Origin of the sequence: Cellulomonas pakistanensis, assembly GCF_016862755.1 — a bacterium.
GTDB classification, from domain to species: domain Bacteria; phylum Actinomycetota; class Actinomycetes; order Actinomycetales; family Cellulomonadaceae; genus Cellulomonas; species Cellulomonas pakistanensis.
The window spans coordinates 75,966-91,351 of the sequence record NZ_BONO01000020.1 but is presented as its reverse complement, the minus strand read 5'-3'; the positions used below and the strand labels follow the sequence as shown (position 1 = coordinate 91,351).

The 15,386-nt window shown below is 75.4% G+C and carries 13 protein-coding genes; all 13 read right to left on the bottom strand.

The genetic code is table 11. From position 1 onward, the window contains the following. Window positions 1-208 precede the first annotated feature (208 nt). Window positions 209-760, bottom strand: a complete 552-nt coding sequence (locus Cpa01nite_RS13375; RefSeq protein ID WP_239068767.1) for an SRPBCC family protein — start codon at window positions 758-760, stop codon at window positions 209-211. Beyond that, a complete protein-coding gene (locus Cpa01nite_RS13370) occupies window positions 757-1,176 on the bottom strand; it encodes an ArsR/SmtB family transcription factor (RefSeq protein WP_308439383.1) in 420 nt (139 codons plus the stop codon). The genes Cpa01nite_RS13375 and Cpa01nite_RS13370 overlap by 4 nt, the downstream gene beginning before the upstream one ends. A 197-nt stretch (window positions 1,177-1,373) precedes the next feature. Continuing rightward, on the bottom strand, window positions 1,374-4,952 hold the full coding sequence (gene dnaE, locus Cpa01nite_RS13365) for a DNA polymerase III subunit alpha (RefSeq protein WP_373307420.1): 3,579 nt from the start codon (window positions 4,950-4,952) through the stop codon (window positions 1,374-1,376). A 68-nt stretch (window positions 4,953-5,020) separates the two neighbouring features. Next, the gene (locus Cpa01nite_RS13360; protein ID WP_203669243.1) at window positions 5,021-5,956 is read right to left on the bottom strand and encodes an RluA family pseudouridine synthase; all 936 of its coding nucleotides are present in this window, start codon (window positions 5,954-5,956) and stop codon (window positions 5,021-5,023) included. Continuing rightward, window positions 5,949-6,656 (bottom strand): signal peptidase II, encoded by a 708-nt coding sequence (locus Cpa01nite_RS13355; RefSeq protein ID WP_203669242.1) that lies wholly within the window; start codon window positions 6,654-6,656, stop codon window positions 5,949-5,951. The genes Cpa01nite_RS13360 and Cpa01nite_RS13355 overlap by 8 nt, the downstream gene beginning before the upstream one ends. Before the next feature lie 127 nt (window positions 6,657-6,783). Next, window positions 6,784-7,236, bottom strand: a complete 453-nt coding sequence (locus Cpa01nite_RS13350; protein ID WP_373307421.1) for a TraR/DksA family transcriptional regulator — start codon at window positions 7,234-7,236, stop codon at window positions 6,784-6,786. A gap of 130 nt (window positions 7,237-7,366) precedes the next feature. Continuing rightward, window positions 7,367-8,023, bottom strand: a complete 657-nt coding sequence (locus Cpa01nite_RS13345) for a DivIVA domain-containing protein (protein ID WP_147793779.1) — start codon at window positions 8,021-8,023, stop codon at window positions 7,367-7,369. 157 nt (window positions 8,024-8,180) lie between these two features. Then, a complete protein-coding gene (locus tag Cpa01nite_RS13340) occupies window positions 8,181-8,471 on the bottom strand; it encodes a YggT family protein (RefSeq protein ID WP_203669240.1) in 291 nt (96 codons plus the stop codon). Between the two features lie 20 nt (window positions 8,472-8,491). Continuing rightward, window positions 8,492-8,980, bottom strand: a complete 489-nt coding sequence (locus Cpa01nite_RS13335) for a cell division protein SepF (RefSeq protein ID WP_203669239.1) — start codon at window positions 8,978-8,980, stop codon at window positions 8,492-8,494. 121 nt (window positions 8,981-9,101) lie between these two features. Beyond that, window positions 9,102-9,863 carry a peptidoglycan editing factor PgeF gene (gene pgeF / locus Cpa01nite_RS13330; protein ID WP_203669238.1) on the bottom strand — a complete coding sequence of 254 codons (762 nt, stop codon included), beginning with the start codon at window positions 9,861-9,863 and terminating at the stop codon, window positions 9,102-9,104. Window positions 9,864-9,867: 4 nt separating this feature from the next. Further along, window positions 9,868-11,118 (bottom strand): cell division protein FtsZ, encoded by a 1,251-nt coding sequence (gene ftsZ, locus Cpa01nite_RS13325; protein WP_203669237.1) that lies wholly within the window; start codon window positions 11,116-11,118, stop codon window positions 9,868-9,870. Between the two features lie 141 nt (window positions 11,119-11,259). After that, complete coding sequence (locus Cpa01nite_RS13320) at window positions 11,260-12,201, bottom strand: cell division protein FtsQ/DivIB (protein ID WP_239068766.1); 942 nt, start codon at window positions 12,199-12,201, stop codon at window positions 11,260-11,262. A gap of 161 nt (window positions 12,202-12,362) precedes the next feature. Continuing rightward, entirely contained in the window at window positions 12,363-15,371 is a 3,009-nt protein-coding gene (gene murC / locus Cpa01nite_RS18940; protein WP_308439382.1) for a UDP-N-acetylmuramate--L-alanine ligase, read from the bottom strand. Between the last annotated feature and the right edge of the window lie 15 nt (window positions 15,372-15,386).

Genomic DNA, 15,386 nt, shown 5'->3' with positions numbered 1-15,386 from the left:
CGCGGAGTTGGGCAGCGCGGAGTTGGGCAGCGCGGAGTTGGGCAGCGCGGAGTTGGGCAGCGCGGAGTTGGGCAGCGCGGAGTTGGGCAGCGCGGGCTTGGGCGGCGCGGGGTTGGGCGGCGCGGGGTTGGGCGGCGCGGGGCCGACGGCGGCGGCCGGGCGGGTGTCGCGGGTCGCGGCGCCGAGCGCCGGGTCGGCGCGCCTCGCGTCAGGCGGTGGGCGCGGCAGCGGCGCGGTAGCGCGGGAGCAGCTCCGTGAAGCGGGCGTCCCAGTCGCGGATCGCGGTCCCCGCGACGTGGTCGGCGAGCTGGTCCAGGGACGTGTGCCAGCCGGCGCCGTAGCCGACGGCCTGCGCGTCCTCGAGGCGGGTGTGCACGAGCACCAGCACCGCATGGTGCTCCGCCTCGCGGGGCCCGGCAGCCGGCTCCACCCGGACCTCGACCTCGCTCGGCCGCTCGCCGGGGAAGCACCACTCGACCGCGAACGCCCGGGGCGGGTCGCACGAGCGCACGACGCCCGTGGCGTTCTGGTCGGAGCCGGGCTCGTCGGCGCCCATCCGCAGCTCGTACCGGCCGCCGGGGGCCAGATCGCCGTGGACCGGCCCGAGCCAGCGCGCCAGCCGCTCCGGGGTCGTCACCGCGTCCCACAGGTTCGCCGGGTCGGTCGGGTACCGGCGGCGGAACGTCACCGACGCCTCCCCACCGAGCCGCATCGCCCCCAGCGGCGTGCCCGTGTCCTCGGTGCTCGTGCCGTCCGTCATCGCGCCTGCCCCTTGCCGTCGCCGTCGCGGTCGCCGGCGGTCGCCGGCCCCGCAGCGCCGCGCTCCCGGCGCCCGCGCGCGACCTCGGTGCCCAGCGCGTCGAGCCGCTGGTCCCAGAACCGCCGGACGCCGCCGAGCCAGGCCTGCACCTCGTCGAGCGCCTCCGGCCGGACGGCGTAGAGCCGCCGGGTGCCGTCGGCCTCGGCGGTGAGCAGCCCCGCCTCGCGCAGCACGCGCAGATGGCGGGACGCGGCGGGCTGGCTGATGCCGAACTCGACGCCGACCGCGGCGGCGAGGTCCCCCGCCGGCCGCGAACCGTCGGCGAGCAGCTCCACGAGCCGCCGCCGGACCGGGTCCCCCAACGCGTCCATCACCTGCACGCCGCCGATGTTTCCATCTTGGGTTATATAACGCAAGGGTTAATCGCGCCGAGTCTCCGCCGCACGACTCTGCGGTCGGCGGCTCGCACGGGCACGACGTGGAGACTCGGCGACAGGCACGGCCGCGGGTGCGCGGGAAGCGGCGCGCGCAGGCAGCGCGGCGCGCAGGAAGCGCAGCGGGCGGGAAGCGGGACGCACGCGAAGCGCGGCCCGCGCGGCGGGAGCCCCGCGGGTCAGACCCCCACCGGCGTCGCCGCCGACGCGAGGCAGCCCGGGCCCAGCAGCGCCTTGAGGTCGCCGTACAGCGCGGGCGACCGCTCGACCCGCAGCGCCTCCCCCGCGCGCAGCACGGTCGTCCGCCCGCCCGGCCGCGTGACCCGCAGGTGCAGCTCGGTGATCCCGGGGTGGGTCTGCACGACCTCGCGCAGCCGCTCGACGACCGGCGGGATGCACCGGGCCTCGGACAGCGTGACGACGACCGGGGCGTCCGCGACGGCCGAGAGGTCCGGCAGCGACACCTCCATCGCCTGGAGCTGCATCGCGTCGTCCCGGCGGCGCACCCGCCCGCGGACCACGATCACGGCGTCCTCGGCGAGCACGGTCGAGTAGGCCAGGTAGGTCTCGCCGAAGAACATGATCTCGACGGAGCCCTCCATGTCCTCCAGCGTCACGGCGGCCCACGGGTTGCCCTGCTTGGACATCTTGCGCTGCAGCGACGTCACGAGCCCGGACACGACGACGGTCGACCCGTCCGGCCGCGCCTCGTCCGCGTTGAGCGTCGCGATCGAGACGTCGGCGGCGGCGGACAGCACGTGCTCCAGGCCGGACAGCGGGTGGTCGGACACGTACAGGCCGAGCATCTCGCGCTCGAACTGCAGCCGCTGCTTCTTGTCCCAGTCGGGCACGTCGGGCACCTGCACCGAGAACCCGGGGCCGTCGTCGGTGCCGAGGTCGGCGAACAGGTCGAACTGCCCCTCGGCCTCCTTGCGCTTGACGCCGATGACGGACTCGACGGCCTGCTCGTGCACGAGCAGCAGCGCGCGGCGCGCGTGGCCGAGCGAGTCGAACGCGCCGGCCTTGATGAGCGACTCGATGGTGCGCTTGTTGCAGACGACCGCCGGCACCTTGTCGAGGAAGTCGGTGAACGACGTGAAGTCGCCCTTCTCCTCCCGGGTGCGCACGATCGCCTCGACCACGTTGGCGCCGACGTTGCGGACGGCGGTCAGGCCGAACCGGATGTCGTCGCCGACGGCCGTGAACAGCGCGGACGAGGAGTTCACGTCCGGCGGCAGCACGGTGATGCCCATGCGGCGGCACTCGCCGAGGTACAGCGCCGACTTGTCCTTGTCGTCGCCGACCGAGGTCAGCAGGCCCGCCATGTACTCGGTCGGGTAGTTGGCCTTGAGGAACGCGGTCCAGTAGGAGACGACGCCGTACCCCGCGGAGTGCGCCTTGTTGAACGCGTACCCGGCGAACGGGACCAGCACGTCCCACACGGCCTTGATCGCGGCGGTGGAGTAGCCCCGCTCCTTCATGCCCGCCTCGAAGGGCACGAACTCCTTGTCGAGGATCTCCTTCTTCTTCTTGCCCATCGCGCGGCGCAGCAGGTCGGCCTGGCCGAGCGAGTAGCCGGCGAGCACCTGCGCGGCCTTCTGCACCTGCTCCTGGTACACGATGAGGCCGTAGGTGCCGTCGAGGACCTCCGCCAGGGGCTCCTCGAGCTCCGGGTGGATGGGCGTGTTCGGCTGCAGCCCGTTCTTGCGCAGCGCGTAGTTCGTGTGCGAGTTCATGCCCATCGGACCCGGCCGGTACAGGGCGATGACCGCGGAGATGTCCTCGAAGTTGTCGGGGCGCATCTGGCGCAGCAGGGACCGCATGGGGCCGCCGTCGAGCTGGAACACGCCGAGGGTGTCGCCCCGGCCGAGCAGCTCGTAGGTGGCCCGGTCGTCGAGCTCGATGTCGTCGAGCTCGATCTGCGGCTTGCCGTTCATGACGATGTTGCGCAGGGCGTCGTCGAGGATCGTGAGGTTCCGCAGCCCGAGGAAGTCCATCTTGATCAGGCCGAGGCCCTCGGACGTCGGGTAGTCGAACTGCGTGATGACCGCGCCGTCCTGCGGCCGCTTCATGATCGGGATGATGTCGATCAGCGGCTCGCTGGACATGATGACGCCGGCGGCGTGCACGCCCCACTGCCGCTTGAGGTTCTCCAGGCCGCGCGCGGTCTCGAGGACGCGCTGCGCCTCGGGGTCGGCGGCGACGACCTGGCGGAACTCCTCGGCCTCGGCGTACCGCGGGTGCTCGGGGTCGTACATGCCCGACAGCGGGATGTCCTTGCCCATGACGGCGGGCGGCATCGCCTTGGTGAGCTTCTCGCCCATCGCGAACGGCATGCCGAGGACGCGCGACGAGTCCTTGAGGGCCTGCTTCGCCTTGATCGTGCCGTAGGTGACGATCTGCGCGACCCGGTCGTCGCCGTACTTCTCGGTGACGTACCGGATGACCTCGCCGCGCCGGCGCTCGTCGAAGTCGACGTCGACGTCGGGCCAGGAGACGCGCTCGGGGTTGAGGAACCGCTCGAAGATGAGCCCGTGCCGCAGCGGGTCGAGCTCGGTGATGCCCATCGCGTAGGAGGCCATCGAGCCGGCGGCGGAGCCACGGCCCGGCCCGACGCGGATGCCCTGGTCCTTGGCCCACTGGATGAAGTCGGCGACCACGAGGAAGTAGCCGGAGAAGCCCAGCTGGACGATGACGCCGGTCTCGTACTCCGCCTGCTTGCGCACGTCGTCGGGCACCTGGCCCTTGTACCGCTTCTGCAGGCCGCGCTCGACCTCCTTGACGAACCAGGAGTTCTCGTCCTCGCCGGCCGGGACGGGGAACCGCGGCATGTAGTTGGCGCCGGTCGGGAACTCGACCTCGCACCGCTCGGCGATCAGCAGCGTGTTGTCGACCGCCTCGGGCAGCTCGGCCCAGGTGCGGCGCATCTCGTCGGCCGACTTCACGTAGTAGCCGTCGCCGCCGAACGCGAACCGCGACCCGCCCTGGTCGTAGGTCGGCTCGTCGAGCGTCGACCCGGACTGCACCGCGAGCAGCACCTCGTGCGCGTGCGCGTCGTCCTTGGTCGTGTAGTGCAGGTCGTTGGTGGCGACCAGCGGCGCGCCGATCGTCTCGGCGACCCGGATGAGGTCCTTGATCGTCCGGCGCTCGATCTCCAGGCCGTGGTCCATGACCTCGACGAAGAAGTTCTCCTTGCCGAAGATGTCCTGCAGCTCGCCCGCCGCGCGCACGGCCTCGTCCCAGTGCCCGAGCCGGAGCCGGGTCTGCACCTCGCTGGACGGGCAGCCGGAGGTCGCGATGAGGCCCTCGGAGTACGTCTGCAGCAGCTCGCGGTCCATGCGCGGCCACTTGCCCATCTGCCCGTCGAGGGACGCGAGCGACCCCATCCGGAACAGGTTGTGCATGCCCTCGGTGGTGCGCGAGAGCAGCGTCATGTGCGTGTAGGCGCCGCGCGCGGACACGTCGTCGGCGGCCTGGTGCGCCTCGCCCCAGCGGACGCGCGTCTGGTCGAACCGGCTGGTGCCGGGGGTCACGTACGCCTCGACGCCGATGATCGGCTTGATGCCGGCCTTCTTGGCCTGCGAGTAGAAGTCGAACGCGCCGAACAGGTAGCCGTGGTCCGTGATCGCCATCGCGGTCTGGCCCAGGCGCTTCGCCTCCGCGAGCATCTCCCCCACCCGCGCGGCGCCGTCGAGCATCGAGTACTCGGAGTGGACGTGCAGGTGGACGAAGTCGGAACCCGAGGCCATGCGAGCCATCCTAGGTCGCGGCTCCGACAGCCCCGGACCGCCCCGCCGCCCCCGCGACCGACGTCACAGCGGCGGGGTCAGCGGTAGCCGTCGCGCAGCGTCTCGAGCGCCCGGGAGAGGTCCGCGGGGTACTCGCTCGACACCTCGAGCCACCGGCCGTCCGCCGGGTGCGCGAACCCGAGCCGCATCGCGTGCAGCCACTGCCGGGACAGGCCGACCCGCTCCGCCAGCGCCGGGTCGGCACCGTAGGTGAGGTCCCCGACCAGCGGGTGCCGCAGGGCCGAGAAGTGCACCCGGATCTGGTGCGTGCGCCCGGTCTCGAGGTGCACCTCGCACAGCGACGCCGCCGGCAGCATCTCGAGCACCTCGTAGTGCGTCACCGAGGGCTTGCCGTCCGCGGTGACCGCGAACTTCCAGTCCTGGCTCGGGTGCCGGCCGATCGGGGCGTCGATCGTGCCCGTCGTCGGCTCGGGGTGGCCCTGCGCCAGCGCGTGGTAGACCTTGTCGACCGTGCGCTCCTTGAACGCGCGCTTGAGCACCGTGTACGCGTGCTCGCTCTTGGCGACCACCATGAGCCCGGACGTGCCGACGTCGAGCCGGTGCACGACGCCCTGGCGCTCCGCCGCGCCCGACGTGGACACCCGGTAGCCGCGCGCGGCGAGCACGCCGACGACGGTCGGGCCGGTCCAGCCCGGCGAGGGGTGCGCGGCGACGCCGACCGGCTTGTCGACGACCACGACGTCGTCGTCCTCGTACGCCACCCGCAGCGCGGGCACGTCGTCCTCGGTGGGCACGGTGGACACCGGCGCGGCGGACGGCATCTCGACCTCGAGCCAGGCGTCGGCGGGCAGCCGGGCGGACTTGCCGACCTCGACGCCGTCGACGCGCACGTAGCCGCCCTCCGCGAGCTCGGCGGCGCGGGTGCGGGACAGGCCGAGCATCCGGGACAGCGCGGCGTCGACCCGCTCGCCGGCCAGGGCGTCGGGGACGGGGAGCGTGCGGACGTCAGACATCGCGGCGCGTGGGGGTCTCGGGGACGACGGGCGCGTCCGCGGCCGGGGCGGGCGCGGCCGGCGCGTCCGAGGCGCGCGCGTCCGAGGCCGGCACGTCGGCGGCCGGCGCGTCGGAGCCCGCGCGCGCGCCGTCGGCCGCGTCGGCCTCCGCCGCCTCGTGGTCGTCGGCGTCCCGCCCCTCGCGGGTCCCGTCCAGCCGGATGCCCATCAGCGACAGGATCATGAGCAGCCCCGCGGCCACCACGATCGCGATGTCCGCGACGTTCCCGACGAACCAGTCGAGATACGCGATGAAGTCGACGACGTGCCCGCGGAACACCCCCGGGGCCCGGAACAGCCGGTCCACGAGGTTGCCGAGCGCGCCGCCGAGCAGCAGCCCGAGCGCCACGGCCCAGGCGCGGGACCCGAGCCGGCCGGCGACCCGCACGATCACGACCACGACGGCGATCGCGACCAGCGTCAGCAGCCAGGTGGTGCCGGTCGCGAGGCCGAGCGCGGCGCCGGGGTTGAACAGCAGCTGGAGGCCGAGCAGGTCGCCCAGCACCTCGCGGCGCACGCCCTCGTCGAGGGCCTGCAGCGCCCAGGCCTTGGTCGCCTGGTCGAGGACCAGCGTGACGGCGGCGAGGCCGACGAGGCCGGTCACCAGCCGGCGGCGGCGGGCGGGGTCGGTGGCGGGCGCGGGCCCGGGGCTGTGCGACATCGCGGCCGAGTCTACGGGCGCGCCCGCGCCGGCCGGCACGCGCGCCGCCGGGGACGCCCCGCCCCGGGACGCACGACGGCCCCCGGCAGCACGCCGGGGGCCGTCGTCACGTCGGGGACCGCGTCGGTCAGCGGCGCTCCTCGCGCTGCTTGCAGGACACGCAGAGCGTGGCGCGCGGGAACGCCTGCACGCGCGCCTTGCCGATCGCCTCGCCGCAGGAGTCGCAGCGGCCGAACGTGCCGGCGTCGATGCGGGCCACGGCGCGCGTGGTCTGCTCCAGCATGTCGCGGGTGTTGTTCACCAGCGTGAGCTCGTGCTCGCGCTCGAGGGCGCTGGACCCGGAGTCGGCCTGGTCGTCGCCCGCGCCGTCCCCGGAGTTCCGCAGCAGGTCGGACAGCTCCTGGTCGGCGGCGGCGAGCTCGGCGGTCAGGCGGTCGATCTCGCTGATCAACTCGGTGGCGACCTCCCGCACCTCCTGCTCGGTCCAGGGGTCCTCGCCGGCGCGGACCGGGAACCGGGTCGCCGCGTCCGTCAGGTCGGGCAGCGGGCGGGCAGCGGTCGCGTCGAGCGAGTCGTTGATGGCCACGTCGGGTCCTCTTTCCTCAGATGAGTCCGCAGAGACTATGCGCCCGCGGCCTGGACGCACAACACACCACGCCCGAGAGGCCGGGCGTGGTGTGTCGTGGGTGACGAGCGGGCGCTGCGGTCCGTCAGACGGACGGGGTCGCGCCCTGGGCGCCGCGCTGCGGGAGCGCGCTCGCCCGGTTGTCCAGGTCCCCGAGCAGGTTCTCGAGGTAGCTCTTGAGGCGGGTGCGGTAGTCGCGCTCGAAGACGCGCAGCTCGTCGATCTTCCGCTCGAGGATCGACCGCTCCTGCTCCAGCTCGGAGAGCGTGCGGGCCGAGGTCTCCTCCGCCTCGCGGACGATGCGCTGGGCCTGGCCCTTCGCCTCGTTGACGATGCGGTCGCCCTCCTCCTGGCCGCTGCGCACGTAGTCGTCGTGCAGCTTCTGCGCCAGGGCGAGCATGCCGGTGGCCGACTCGGGCTCGCTCTGCCGCTGCGGCGCGACCGGGGCGGTGGCGACCGGGGCCGGTGCCGGGGCGGCGGCGGGGACCGGGGCGGGCGCGGGCTTCTCGGCCTCGGGCTTCGGCGCCTGGGCGGCCTGCGCCCCCTGGCGGCTCAGCTCGGCGATCCGGCGCTCGGCCGCGGCGAGCTTGGACTTGAGGTCCTCGTTCTCGCTCTGGGTCTCCCGGAGGGTGTTCACGACCTCGTCGAGGAAGTCGTCGACCTCGTCCTGGTCGTACCCCTCGCGGAACTTCGTCGCCTGGAACTTCTTGTTCAGGACGTCGTCTGCTGTGAGCAGTGCCATCGTCGTCACCTCTTCGGTCGTACTGGGTCGAGCCGGTGGCAGTCCGCCGACCACCTCGGGCCACCGTAGCGGACATTCCGGTTTGTGCACGCGACCCGTTCGGCGGGGCGCGTGGCGGTGCCGACCGCCGGGCCGGCGTGCGCGGGGCGCGTCCGCGTCATGCGGCGAGCGCTCCGAGCAGCGACAGCAGGAACGAGCAGCCGAGCATGAGCACGAGGAACGCCAGGTCCAGACGCACCGAGCCCAGGGTCAGGGGCGGGATGACCCGCCGGAGCGCGCGCAGGGGCGGGTCGGTCACGGAGTACGTGATCTCCGCGACCACGAGCGCCGCGCCGCGCGGGCGCCACTCCCGCGCGAAGTACTGCACCCAGTCGAGGACCAGGCGCACGAGCAGGACGAGGATGAAGGCCAGGACGACGATCTGCAGCAGGCCGAGGACGAAGGTCACGCGTCCCAGTCTCCCCGATGTCAGCTCTGGTTGAAGAAGCCGGCGCGGGAGCCCTCGGGGGCACGCCCGTCACCGGTGATCTCCACCGACTGCGGCGACAGCAGGAACACCTTGTTGGTGACCCGCTCGATCGCGCCGTGCAGGCCGAAGATGAGCCCGGCGGCGAAGTCGACGAGGCGCTTGGCGTCCTGGTCGTCCATGTCCGACAGGTTCATGATCACCGGGGTGTTCTCGCGGAACGCCTCGCCGATCTTGCGCGCGTCGTTGTAGGAGCGCGGGTGGATCGTCGTGATCCGGCGCACCTCGCCGTCGTGCCGGGGCGCGGGCGCCGCGGCGGGGGCGACGGGTCGCTCCGGCGCCGACTCGCGGCGCAGCGGCGTCACCTCGGCCTCGTAGTCCTGTCCCACCGTCGCCTCCGGCTCGTCGTACTCGTCGACGTACTGGTCGTGCTCGCCCCGGTCGTCGGCAAGCCCGAGGTACAGCATGGTCTTGCGCAGCGCTCCGGCCATCGCGATCACTCCATCCCCGAATTGCTCACTTCTCCTGCGCGGTCACGCTAGCAATGCGCCCGTGCGCAGGAACGTCACGACACGCGCGTGTCGGCTGTCGTTCTCGCAATTTCCGGACATATCAGGCGCCGGGCATTTCCGCCACCGCGACGACCCCGGCGAACCTGCCCGTGGTCGTCCCGGCCCGCTGCGCCCGGCGGTGGGAGAAGAACCGCTGGTCCCGGTCGGTGCACAGGCCGGTCAGCCGCACGTCGCCGACGCCGGCGCCGCGCAGCACGGCGGCCACCCCGGCCGACAGGTCGAGGCCGGGGGTGCCCGCGTCCGTGGTGCACGCGGTGCCGGGCACGGCCGCCTCGACCTCGTCACGCATCGCCGCCGGCACCTCGTACCGCGCGCCGCTGATCGCGGGGCCGACGACCGCGCGCACCCGGCCGGGCTCGGCGCCGAGGTCGACCATCGCGGCGAGCGCCGCCTGCACGACCCCCGAGACGAGGCCGCGCCGGCCGGCGTGCGCGGCGCCGACCACCCCGGCCGCCCGGTCGGCGAGCAGCACGGGCACGCAGTCGGCGACGAGGACGCCGACGGCGGTGCCGGGCACGGCCGAGACCAGCGCGTCGACCTCTCCCACGGTGTCGCCCGCCGCGTCGCCCGGGCCGCGCAGCACGTGCACGTCGGCGCCGTGCACCTGCGTCGCCCACGCGACCGGCGCGCCGGCCCACGCGGCCACCCGGGCGCGGTTCGCCCGGACGTCGGCGGGGTCGTCCCTCACGTTCAGCCCGAGGTCGAGCGCGTCCCACGGCGGCGCGCTGACGCCGCCCGCGCGGGTGGTGAAGCCCGCGCGGACGCCGGGGCCGAGGTCGACCCCGAGGACCGGCAGCGTCATGCGGCTACTTGAGGAAGTCCGGGACGTCCAGGTCGTCCTCCTTGCGGCGGGCGACCTCCTCCTCGAAGATCCGCGGGACCTCGAGCTGGCCGGTGGCCGCGGCCTGGTCCGGGGTGAGGAACGCGGGCACGGCCTGCTGGCGGCGCTCCTCGTCCGGGCCGACCGGGCGCGGCGGGACCTGGGCGTGCGCGGCGGTCGTCGTCGGCACCGCGGCGGCCGGCGGGATGGACGCCGGCGGCTGCTGCGCCTGGCCCCCGCCGCCGGCGCTGACCTGGCCGAGCCCGCGGGCGTCGCGCCGGACCACCGGGGCGCCGCCGTCGAAGCCCGCCGCGATGACCGTCACGCGCACCTCGTCGCCGAGGGCGTCGTCGATGACCGCGCCGAAGATGATGTTCGCCTCGGGGTGCGCCGCCTCCTGCACCAGGCGGGCGGCCTCGTTGATCTCGAACAGGCCGAGGTCGGACCCGCCCTGGATCGACAGCAGCACGCCGTGCGCGCCGTCGATGCTGGCCTCGAGCAGCGGCGAGGAGATCGCCAGCTCGGCCGCCTGGACCGCGCGGTCCTCCCCGCGGGCCGAGCCGATGCCCATGAGGGCCGATCCCGCCCCCTGCATCACGGACTTCACGTCCGCGAAGTCGAGGTTGATCAGGCCCGGCGTGGTGATGAGGTCGGTGATGCCCTGGACACCGGACAGGAGCACCTGGTCCGCCGAGCGGAACGCGTCCAGGACGGACACCGAGCGGTCGGAGATCGACAGCAGGCGGTCGTTCGGGATCACGATGAGGGTGTCGACCTCGGCGCGCAGCGCCTCGATGCCGGAGTCCGCCTGCACGGTGCGGCGGCGACCCTCGAAGGTGAACGGGCGCGTGACGACACCGATGGTCAGCGCGCCGAGCGAGCGGGCGATGCGGGCCACGACGGGTGCGCCGCCGGTCCCGGTGCCGCCGCCCTCGCCCGCGGTGACGAAGACCATGTCGGCGCCGCGCAGGACGTCCTCGATCTCCTCCGCGTGGTCCTCGGCGGCCTTCTTGCCGACCTCCGGGTCGGCGCCGGCGCCGAGGCCCCGGGTCAGCTCGCGGCCGACGTCGAGCTTCACGTCCGCGTCGGACATGAGCAGGGCCTGGGCGTCGGTGTTGATGGCGATGAACTCGACACCCTTGAGGCCGACCTCGATCATGCGGTTCACGGCGTTCACGCCGCCACCACCGATGCCGACGACCTTGATGACCGCCAGGTAGTTCTGCGGAGCTGCCACGGTGGGTGCCTCTCGTCTCGCGATGTCGACGAACCTTCACCCTCAAGTTGAGGGTTATAGTTATGTCAGATCTGTCTAGGTGTGACGGTATGGGGCGCGGGGACCCGCTTCAAACACCGGTGCGCGCGTGTCGGCGCGGGATCACCCGACGACCGGCATCGTCGGCGCCGACACGTCGTACCGCGCGGAGCCCGCCGTCTCCGGGGCCGCGCGCAGGGCCTTCAGGACCGCCACCTTGAGCGCCGAGTCCTGCGCGCTCCCCCACTCGACCGTCGCGCCGTCCCGGAGCGTGAACCGCACCGTGTCCTGGGTGCCGGCCGAGACCTGGCCGATGTCCGCGCGCAGGTCCGCCGGCAGCGACTCCAGCACCCCGAGCGTCGCCGCCAGGATCCGCGCGTCACCGACCGGGACCTCGACGACCGGCAGACCCTCCGGCGGCGCGTCCGCACGGCCGACCTTGACGCCGTCCATGTCGACCAGCGCGAACCCGCCGGCGTCCAGCGTCTCGTCGCCCTGCGCCTGGGCCACGACGTCGTTCGACTCCGGGACCGCCGCCACCGGCTCGCGGGAGACCAGCGCGACGGTCAGGCCGCGCGGCCAGGTCCGGGACACGGTGGCGTCCCGGACCCCGGGCACGTCCAGCAGCCGCTCGCGCAGCGCGCCGGTGTCCAGCCGCGGCAGCGGGGTGCCCGCCTCGTCGTCGACCACGTCGCGCACCTGGTCCACGGCCACGACCGTCCCGGCGCCGGTGACCTCGACCTGCTCGGCGTCCAGCGCGAGCACGGGCGACAGCAGCAGCAGCCAGGCCAGCGCGCCGACGACCGCGACGACGCCCGCCGCGATGAGGATCTGCCGCCAGGCCAGCCGCCGCCGGGCGCGGGCGCGCTCGGCGAACCGCGCCGCCGAGCCCTGGCTGACGACCGGGGGGCGGACCGGGAACGCGCCCGTGCGCGGCGCGACGGCGGTGGAGCCGGACGCGCGGCGGGCCGGTGTGCCGGGGCGCCGGGTCTCGCCGGTGCGCGGGGCCGACGGGCGGCCGGCGGCCGGCACCGCGGCGGTCGGCGTGGTGTCGTCGCCGATCACCTCGGGGGTCGCCGCCCCGGGGGCGGGTGTGCGCGCCGGCGCGGGGCGCGCGGGGGCCGGGCGCGGGGCCGCGGGGCGCGGCGCGGCCGGCCGGGGCGCGGCCGGGCGCGCCGGGGCCGCCGCACGGGGCGGCTGCGGCGGCCTCGGGCGCTGCGGTGGCGTCACGCCTGCTCCGCCTCCGCGGCGTCGTGCGGGGCGGGCGCGGCGTCGGCGGGCGCGGCCGCATCGCCGGCGTCGCCGGCACCGCCGGCCAGCGCCTCGAGCACCACGGCCCCGAGCTGCGTCACGTCGCCGGCACCCACCGTCAGCACCAGGTCCCCGGGCGCCGCGGCGGCCGCGACCGCCCGCGCCGCCTCGACGCGGTCGGCGACGAACCGGGCGCGGCCCGGCGTGGGCACGCGTTGCACGATCGTGTCGCCCGAGACCTCGGGGTCCGGGTCCTCGCGCGCGGCGTAGACGTCGGTGACGACGACGGTGTCCGCCAGGTCGAGCGCGGAGCCGAACTCGGCCGCGAACGTGCGGGTGCGGGAGTACAGGTGCGGCTGGAACAGCACGTGCACCGCGCCGTCGCCGACCACGCCGCGCGCCGTGCGGAGCAGCGCCGCGACCTCGGTCGGGTGGTGCGCGTAGTCGTCGACCACCCGCACGCCGGCGACCGTCCCCCGGTCCTCGAACCGGCGCCCGGTGCCGCGGAACTCGCCCAGCCCGGCGGCCACGGCGGCGGGGTCGGCGCCCACGGCCCAGGCCGCGAGGTAGGCGGCGGCGGCGTTCGCGGCGTTGTGCTCGCCGGGGACCGCCAGCGCGAGGTCGGCCCCGGGCACCTCGGCCGAGCGGGAGGTCAGCGTGGTGCGCCAGGTGCCGCCGGCGTCGACGACCGGGCCGACGACGAGGTCGGGCCCGAGCTCGCCGATCGACGCGTCGGTGCCGTAGGTCAGCACCCGGACGCCGCGCCGGGTGAGCCGCTCCCCCACCTCGGCGACCAGGCGCGCGGAGCCCGCGTCGTCCAGGCACGCGACCAGCGCGCCGCCGTCGAGGACCCGGTCGGCGAACGCCGCGAACGCGGCCTCGAACGCCTCCGTGGTGCCGTGGTGGTCCAGGTGGTCGGGCTCGACGTTGGTGACGATCGCGACGGCCGGCGCGTACGCGAGGAACGAGCCGTCCGACTCGTCCGCCTCCGCGACGAACGCGTCGCCGGCGCCGGTCCGGTAGCCCGGCGTCGCGCCGCCGGGGGTGAGCACCGTGCCCCCGATCGCGTACGACGGGTCGAGCACCTGGTCGTCCCGCCCGGCGGCGGCCAGCGCGGTCGCCACCATGGCGGACGTGGTGGTCTTGCCGTGCGCGCCGGCGACGGCGATCCCGATCCGCCCGGTCATGAGCGCGGCCAGCGCCTCGGAGCGGTGCAGCACCGGCAGCCCGCGCTCGCGCGCCCGCGCCAGCTCGGGGTTGGTCTCGCGGATCGCGCTGGACAGCACGACGGTGTCGACGTCCTCCACGTGCGCGGCGTCGTGGCCGACGTGCACGGTGACGCCCGCGGCGCGCAGGCCGTCGAGGGCCGGGCCCTCCTGGGCGTCCGAGCCGGACACGGCGAGCCCGCGGGCGGCGAGCAGGCCGGCGATGGCGGACATCCCCGCGCCGCCGACGCCCACCAGATGCACCCGGCCGAGCTCGGCGAGCCCACCGGCCGGGGCCCCCGCCGCGTGGTCGGCCGGCGCGCCGGACGAGTCGGACGCGCCGGACGCCGCACCGACCACCGGAGTCGCGACGGTCAGCGGCGCGGCGGCGGCGCCACCACCACCGCCGGCCGCGGCGTGCCCGTCGTCGTCGCCCGCCCCCGCCGCGGCCTCCGCGGCGGCGCGCTCGGCGTCCGCCCGCTCGGCCGCGAGCCGGTCCTGCTCGGCGCGCTCCGCCCGCTCCGCCTCGGCCGCGGCCCGCTGCGCCTCGCGCTCGGCGGCCTGCTCGGCCGCGAGCCGCTCCGCCTCCGCGCGCTCGGCCGCCCGGCGCTCGCCCTCGGCCAGCGCGTCCTCCACCAGGTCCGCGACCCGCCCCGCGGCGTCCGGCACGCCGACGCGCGCGGCGGCCTCGCCCATCGCGCGGCGGCGGTCGGCGGCCTCGGGCGCGAGCAGCGGCAGCAGGTGCGCGGCGATCCAGCCGCCGGTCAGCTCCTCGTCGGCGACGAGCACGCCGCCGCCCTCGGCGACCACCGGCTGCGCGTTGAGGCGCTGCTCGCCGTTGCCGACCGGGAGCGGCACGTAGACGGCGGGGATGCCGAGGGCGGCCAGCTCGCTGACGGTGCCCGCGCCGGACCGGCACAGCACCAGGTCGGCGACGGCCAGCGCCTGCTCCATCTCGGCGAGGTACTCGCGCACGTGGTACCGCTCGGCCCCGGGGATCCCGCGGACGGCCGCGCGCACCTCCTCGGCCTTGCCGGTGCCGGTCAGGTGCAGCACCTCGGCGCCGGTCGCGAGGATCGCGGCGGCCTGGGCGGCGACCGCCCGGTTCACCGACAGCGCGCCCAGCGAGCCGCCGGTGACGAGCAGCGTGACCCGCTCGGGGTCGAAGCCGAGCTCCGCCGCGGCGCGCCGCCGGGTGCCGTCCGCGTCCGCGGCGCGCTGCGCCAGCAGGTCGGCGATCTCCGGGCGCAGCGGCAGGCCGGTGACCTGCGCGCGCGGGAGCCGGGTGCCGGGGAACGTGACCGCGACCGCGACCGCCTGCCGCGCGCCGAGCCGGTTGGCCAGCCCCGCGCGCGCGTTCTGCTCGTGCACGACGACCGGCACGCCGCGGGACCGCGCGGCCAGGTAGGCGGGCGTCGAGACGTAGCCGCCGAAGCCGACGACCGCGCCCGCGCCGAGCTCGTCGATCGCGGCGCCGGCGGCGTCCACGGCCGCGCGCAGCCGGGAGGGCAGCTTGAACCAGTCCGGCGTCGGGCGGCGCGGCAGCGGCACCTTCGGCACGACGTACATGTCGAGGCCACGCTCCGGCACCAGCCGGGCCTCGAGACCCTCCTCCGTGCCGAGGACCGCGAGCCGCAGCTCGGGGTCACGCGCCCGGAGCTCCTCCGCGACGGCCAGCAGCGGGTTGACGTGCCCGGCCGTGCCACCGCCGGCGAGCAGCACCGCGCGGGGCCGGGGCTCGGCGCCCTCCGCCGGGGTCGGGGCGTCGGGAGCGGTCACAGGGTCCTCCGGTTC

What these genes read in the sequence shown, in the direction of transcription:
- Cpa01nite_RS13345 (WP_147793779.1), bottom strand. Translation starts at nt 8,023, where the DNA reads ATGGCACTGCTCACAGCAGACGACGTCCTGAACAAGAAGTTCCAGGCG.
- pgeF (WP_203669238.1), bottom strand. Translation starts at nt 9,863, where the DNA reads ATGACGCTGCCGGTCCTCGGGGTCGACCTCGGCCCCGGCGTCCGCGCG.
- Cpa01nite_RS13355 (WP_203669242.1), bottom strand. Translation starts at nt 6,656, where the DNA reads ATGTCGCACAGCCCCGGGCCCGCGCCCGCCACCGACCCCGCCCGCCGC.
- Cpa01nite_RS13375 (WP_239068767.1), bottom strand. Translation starts at nt 760, where the DNA reads ATGACGGACGGCACGAGCACCGAGGACACGGGCACGCCGCTGGGGGCG.
- dnaE (WP_373307420.1), bottom strand. Translation starts at nt 4,952, where the DNA reads ATGGCTCGCATGGCCTCGGGTTCCGACTTCGTCCACCTGCACGTCCAC.
- Cpa01nite_RS13360 (WP_203669243.1), bottom strand. Translation starts at nt 5,956, where the DNA reads ATGTCTGACGTCCGCACGCTCCCCGTCCCCGACGCCCTGGCCGGCGAG.
- Cpa01nite_RS13335 (WP_203669239.1), bottom strand. Translation starts at nt 8,980, where the DNA reads ATGGCCGGAGCGCTGCGCAAGACCATGCTGTACCTCGGGCTTGCCGAC.